Below are 5,990 nucleotides of genomic sequence, written 5' to 3'. Positions count from 1 at the left end.
CCCTGGCGAGCGACACCATTCCCGAACGCCTTGCCGTAATCGGCTCGTCGGTGGTGGCGCTGGAGCTGGCGCAAGCCTTTGCCCGGCTGGGCAGCAAGGTCACGGTCCTGGCGCGCAATACCTTGTTCTTCCGTGAAGACCCGGCCATCGGCGAGGCGGTGACAGCCGCTTTCCGTGCCGAGGGCATCGAGGTGCTGGAGCACACGCAAGCCAGCCAGGTCGCCCATATGGACGGTGAATTCGTGCTGACCACCACGCACGGTGAATTGCGCGCCGACAAACTGCTGGTTGCCACCGGTCGGACACCGAACACGCGCAGCCTCGCGCTGGACGCAGCGGGGGTCACTGTCAATGCGCAAGGTGCCATCGTCATCGACCAAGGCATGCGCACGAGCAACCCGAACATCTACGCGGCCGGCGACTGCACCGACCAGCCGCAGTTCGTCTATGTGGCGGCAGCGGCCGGCACCCGTGCCGCGATCAACATGACCGGCGGCGATGCGGCGCTCGACCTGACCGCAATGCCGGCCGTGGTGTTCACCGATCCGCAAGTGGCGACCGTGGGCTACAGCGAGGCGGAAGCCCACCACGACGGGATCGAGACCGACAGCCGCACCTTGACCTTGGACAACGTGCCGCGTGCGCTCGCCAACTTCGACACACGCGGCTTCATCAAGTTGGTTATCGAGGAAGGCAGCCATCGGCTGATCGGCGTACAAGCGGTCGCGCCGGAAGCGGGTGAACTGATCCAGACGGCGGCTCTGGCCATTCGCAACCGCATGACGGTGCAGGAACTGGCCGACCAGTTGTTCCCCTACCTGACGATGGTCGAGGGGTTGAAGCTCGCGGCGCAGACCTTCAACAAGGATGTGAAGCAGCTTTCCTGCTGCGCCGGGTGAGAAAAAGGAGGTGTTCAATGAACGCCTACACGGTGTCCCGGCTGGCTCTTGATGCCGGGGTGAGCGTGCATATCGTGCGCGACTACCTGCTGCGCGGATTGCTGCGCCCGGTGGCGTGCACACCAGGCGGCTACGGCTTGTTCGATGACGCCGCCTTGCAACGGCTGTGCTTCGTGCGGGCGGCCTTCGAGGCGGGCATCGGCCTCGACGCGCTGGCGCGGCTGTGCCGGGCGCTGGATGCGGCGGACGGCGACGAAGCGGCCGCGCAGCTTGCCCTGCTGCGTCAGTTCGTCGAGCGTCGGCGCGAAGCGTTGGCCGATCTGGAAGTGCAGTTGGCCACCCTGCCGACCGAGCCGGCACAGCACGCGGAGAGTCTGCCATGAACAACCCCGAGCGCTTGCCGTCCGAGACGCACAAACCGATCACCGGCTACCTGTGGGGCGGACTGGCTGTGCTGACTTGCCCCTGCCACCTGCCCATCCTCGCTGTCGTGCTGGCCGGCACAACCGCCGGTGCTTTCCTCGGCGAGCATTGGGTCATCGCGGCGCTCGGTTTGACCGGCCTGTTCCTTCTGTCCCTGTCGCGGGCGTTGCGGGCATTCAGGGAAAGAGAATGAGCGCTTTCCGGCCGGATGGATGGACGACGCCGGAACTGGCCCAAGCGGTCGAGCGCGGGCAGCTTGAACTGCACTACCAGCCCGTCGTCGATCTGCGCAGTGGTGGGATTGTCGGCGCGGAAGCCCTGTTGCGCTGGCGTCATCCGACGCTTGGACTATTGCCACCGGGCCAGTTCCTGCCCGTGGTCGAATCGTCCGGCCTGATGCCTGAAATCGGCGCTTGGGTGCTGGGCGAAGCCTGCCGCCAGATGCGTGACTGGCGAATGCTGGCATGGCGACCGTTCCGGCTGGCCGTCAATGTTTCGGCGAGCCAAGTGGGACCGGACTTCGACGGGTGGGTAAAGGGCGTGCTGGCTGATGCCGAGTTGCCCGCCGAGTATCTCGAAATCGAGCTGACCGAATCGGTCGCGTTTGGTGATCCGGCGATCTTCCCCGCCCTGGACGCCTTGCGGCAGATCGGTGTGCGCTTCGCCGCCGATGACTTCGGGACGGGGTATTCCTGTCTGCAACATCTGAAGTGCTGCCCAATCAGCACGCTCAAGATCGACCAATCGTTTGTCGCCGGGCTCGCCAACGACCGCCGCGACCAAACCATCGTGCACACCGTGATTCAGCTTGCGCACGGGCTGGGCATGGATGTGGTGGCTGAAGGCGTGGAAACATCGGCGAGTCTTGATCTATTGCGACAAGCGGACTGCGACACAGGACAAGGCTTCCTGTTCGCGAAGCCAATGCCGGCGGCGGCATTCGCCGTCTTCGTCAGTCAATGGAGGGGTGCCACCATGAATGCAAGTGACTCGACCACCACCAGTTGCTGCGTGTGCTGCAAGGAAATCCCGCTCGATGCCGCCTTCACCCCGGAAGGCGCGGAATACGTCGAGCACTTCTGCGGGTTGGAGTGTTATCAACGCTTCGAAGCGCAAGCGCATCGGTTACGTCCGCGTCAGCAGCTTCGACCAGAACCCAGAACGGCAGCTCGAACAGATCCAGGTGGATAAAGTGTTCACCGACAAGGCGTCGGGCAAGGACACACGGCGGCCCGAACTGGAACGGCTGCTCGCCTTCGTGCGCGAAGGCGACACGGTCGTGGTGCACAGCATGGATCGTCTGGCGCGCAACCTCGACGACCTGCGCCGCCTGGTGCAGGGCCTCACCCAGCGCGGCGTACGCATCGAGTTCCTTAAGGAGCATTTGACCTTCACCGGCGAGGACTCGCCGATGGCGAACCTGATGCTGTCGGTAATGGGCGCGTTCGCCGAGTTCGAACGCGCCTTGATCCGCGAGCGGCAGCGCGAGGGCATCGCGCTCGCCAAGCAGCGCGGGGCCTACCGTGGCAGGAAGAAATCCCTGTCGTCTGAGCGTATTGCCGAACTGCGCCAACGTGTCGAGGCTGGCGAGCAAAAGACCAAGCTGGCTCGTGAATTCGGAATCAGTCGCGAAACCCTGTATCAATACTTGAGAACGGATCAGTAAATATGCCACGTCGTTCAATCCTGTCCGCCGCCGAGCGCGAAAGCCTGCTGGCGTTGCCGGACACCAAGGATGAGTTGATCCGTCACTACACGTTCAGCGAAACCGACCTCTCCATCATCCGGCAGCGGCGCGGCCCGGCCAACCGGCTGGGCTTCGCCGTGCAGCTCTGTTACCTGCGCTTTCCTGGTGTCATCCTGGGCGTCGATGAGCCGCCGTTTCCGCCCTTGTTGAAACTGGTCGCCGACCAGCTCAAGGTCAGCGTCGAAAGCTGGGACGAATACGGGCAGCGGGAGCAGACCCGGCGCGAGCACCTGGTCGAACTGCAAACGGTGTTCGGCTTCCAGCCCTTTACCATGGGCCACTACCGGCAGGCCGTCCAGTTGCTGACCGAGATGGCCTTGCAGACCGACAAGGGCATCGTGCTGGCCAGCACCTTGATCGAGCACCTGCGGCAGCAGTCGGTCATTCTGCCTGCCCTCAACGCCGTCGAGCGGGCGAGCGCCGAAGCAATCACCCGCGCCAACCGGCGCATCTACGATGCCTTGGCCGAACCGCTGTCGGACGCGCATCGCCGCCGCCTCGACGATCTGCTCAAGCGTCGGGACAACGGCAAAACGACCTGGCTGGCCTGGCTGCGCCAATCGCCCGTCAAACCGAATTCGCGGCACATGCTGGAACACATCGAACGCCTCAAAGCGTGGCAGGCGCTCGACCTGCCTTCTGGCATCGAGCGGTCGGTGCACCAGAACCGCCTGCTCAAGATCGCCCGTGAGGGTGGCCAGATGACGCCCGCCGACCTGGCCAAGTTCGAGGCGCAGCGACGCTATGCCACCCTGGTGGCGCTTGCCATCGAGGGCATGGCCACCGTCACCGACGAAATCATCGACCTGCACGACCGCATCCTGGGCAAGCTGTTCAACGCCGCCAAGAACAAGCATCAGCAGCAATTCCAGGCGTCCGGCAAGGCGATCAACGCCAAGGTGCGGCTGTTCGGCCGCATCGGCCAGGCGCTGATCGAGGCCAAGCAGGCGGGCCGCGATCCGTTCGCCGCCATCGAGGCCGTCATGTCCTGGGATGCCTTCGCCGAGAGCGTCACCGAAGCGCAGAAGCTTGCGCAGCCCGAGGACTTCGATTTCCTGCACCGCATCGGCGAAAGCTACGCCACGCTGCGCCGCTACGCGCCGGAATTCCTTGCCGTGCTCAAGCTGCGGGCCGCTCCCGCCGCGAAGGACGTGCTCGACGCCATCGAGGTGCTGCGCGGCATGAACAGCGACAACGCCCGCAAGGTGCCCGCCGACGCGCCGACCGAGTTCATCAAGCCGCGCTGGCAGAAGCTGGTCATGACCGACACCGGCATCGACCGGCGCTACTACGAACTGTGCGCGCTGTCGGAGATGAAGAACGCGTTGCGTTCCGGCGACATCTGGGTGCAGGGGTCGCGCCAGTTCAAGGACTTCGAGGACTACCTGGTGCCGCCCGCGAAATTCGCCAGCCTCAAGCAGGCCAGCGAATTGCCGCTGGCCGTGGCCACCGACTGCAACCGGTACCTGAACGACCGGCTGACGCTGCTGGAAACACAGCTTGCCACCGTCAACCGTATGGCGACGGCCAACGAGCTGCCGGACGCCATCATCACCGAGTCAGGCTTGAAGATCACGCCGCTCGACGCGGCGGTACCCGACACCGCCCAAGCGCTGATCGACCAGACGGCAATGATCCTGCCGCACGTCAAGATCACCGAACTGCTGCTGGAGGTGGACGAATGGACGGGCTTCACTCGGCATTTCGCGCATCTGAAATCGGGCGACCCGGCCAAAGACAAGAACCTGTTGCTGACCACGATCCTCGCCGACGCGATCAACCTGGGCCTGACCAAGATGGCGGAGTCTTGCCCCGGCACGACCTACGCCAAGCTGGCTTGGCTGCAAGCCTGGCACATCCGCGACGAAACCTACGGGGCGGCGCTGGCCGATCTGGTCAACGCACAGTTCCGCCATCCCTTCGCCGAGCACTGGGGCGACGGCACCACCTCATCGTCGGACGGCCAGAACTTCCGCACCGGCAGCAAGGCCGAGAGCACCGGCCACATCAACCCGAAATACGGGAGCAGCCCAGGGCGGACGTTCTACACCCACATTTCTGACCAGTACGCGCCATTTCACACCAAGGTCGTGAACGTCGGCGTGCGCGATTCGACCTACGTGCTCGACGGCCTGCTGTACCACGAGTCCGACTTGCGGATCGAGGAGCATTACACCGACACGGCGGGCTTCACCGATCACGTCTTCGCCCTGATGCACCTCCTGGGCTTCCGCTTCGCGCCGCGCATCCGCGACCTGGGCGACACCAAGCTCTACATCCCGAAGGGCGACGCCGCCTATGACGCGCTGAAACCCATGATCGGCGGCACGCTCAACATCAAGCACGTCCGCGCCCATTGGGACGAAATCCTGCGGCTGGCCACCTCGATCAAGCAGGGCACGGTGACGGCCTCCCTGATGCTCCGAAAGCTCGGCAGCTACCCACGCCAGAACGGCCTGGCCGTGGCGCTCCGCGAGCTGGGCCGCATCGAGCGCACGCTGTTCATCCTGGACTGGCTGCAAAGCGTGGAACTGCGCCGCCGCGTGCATGCCGGCCTGAACAAGGGCGAGGCGCGCAATGCGCTGGCCAGGGCAGTGTTTTTCAACCGCCTGGGTGAAATCCGCGACCGCAGTTTCGAGCAGCAGCGCTACCGGGCTAGCGGCCTCAATCTGGTAACGGCTGCCGTCGTGTTGTGGAACACGGTCTATCTGGAACGGGCTGCGCACGCGCTGCGTGGCAACGGCCATGCCGTTGATGACGCGCTGTTGCAGTACCTGTCGCCGCTCGGTTGGGAGCACATCAACCTCACCGGCGATTACCTCTGGCGCAGCAGCGCCAAGATCGGCGCGGGCAAGTTCAGGCCGCTACGACCGCTGCAACCGGCTTAGCGTGCTTTATTTTCCGTTTTCTGAGGCGACCCC

6 protein-coding genes are annotated in these 5,990 nt (G+C 64.5%); all 6 read left to right on the top strand.

Going from position 1 to position 5,990, the window contains the following annotated elements; translation table 11 throughout:
• The coding region (locus F7R19_RS29175) for a mercury(II) reductase (RefSeq protein ID WP_170292678.1) at nt 1-899 on the top strand (899 nt) is incomplete at its 5' end.
• 17 nt (nt 900-916) lie between these two features.
• Nucleotides 917-1,282: a mercury resistance co-regulator MerD gene (gene merD, locus F7R19_RS29170; RefSeq protein WP_000995360.1), complete on the top strand. Its 366-nt coding sequence runs from the start codon at nt 917-919 to the stop codon at nt 1,280-1,282.
• Nucleotides 1,279-1,515 carry a broad-spectrum mercury transporter MerE gene (merE, locus tag F7R19_RS29165; protein ID WP_003132004.1) on the top strand — a complete coding sequence of 79 codons (237 nt, stop codon included), beginning with the start codon at nt 1,279-1,281 and terminating at the stop codon, nt 1,513-1,515. Before merD ends, merE begins: the two co-directional genes overlap by 4 nt.
• Nucleotides 1,512-2,513 (top strand): DUF3330 domain-containing protein, encoded by a 1,002-nt coding sequence (locus F7R19_RS30425; protein ID WP_008652068.1) that lies wholly within the window; start codon nt 1,512-1,514, stop codon nt 2,511-2,513. Before merE ends, F7R19_RS30425 begins: the two co-directional genes overlap by 4 nt.
• Entirely contained in the window at nt 2,419-2,988 is a 570-nt protein-coding gene (locus F7R19_RS29155) for a recombinase family protein (protein WP_027982055.1), read from the top strand. Before F7R19_RS30425 ends, F7R19_RS29155 begins: the two co-directional genes overlap by 95 nt.
• Nucleotides 2,989-2,990: 2 nt before the next feature.
• On the top strand, nt 2,991-5,957 hold the full coding sequence (locus F7R19_RS29150; protein WP_001138070.1) for a Tn3 family transposase: 2,967 nt from the start codon (nt 2,991-2,993) through the stop codon (nt 5,955-5,957).
• Nucleotides 5,958-5,990: the final 33 nt, after the last annotated feature.

Origin of the sequence: Cupriavidus pauculus (genome assembly GCF_008801835.1) — a bacterium.
GTDB classification, from domain to species: Bacteria; Pseudomonadota; Gammaproteobacteria; order Burkholderiales; family Burkholderiaceae; genus Cupriavidus; species Cupriavidus pauculus.
This window is presented reverse-complemented; position numbering and strand designations above follow the sequence as displayed.

Excerpts from the sequence above, each read along its gene's own strand:
- merD (WP_000995360.1), top strand. The coding sequence starts at position 917 with ATGAACGCCTACACGGTGTCCCGGCTGGCTCTTGATGCCGGGGTGAGC.
- F7R19_RS29150 (WP_001138070.1), top strand. The coding sequence starts at position 2,991 with ATGCCACGTCGTTCAATCCTGTCCGCCGCCGAGCGCGAAAGCCTGCTG.
- merE (WP_003132004.1), top strand. The coding sequence starts at position 1,279 with ATGAACAACCCCGAGCGCTTGCCGTCCGAGACGCACAAACCGATCACC.
- F7R19_RS30425 (WP_008652068.1), top strand. The coding sequence starts at position 1,512 with ATGAGCGCTTTCCGGCCGGATGGATGGACGACGCCGGAACTGGCCCAA.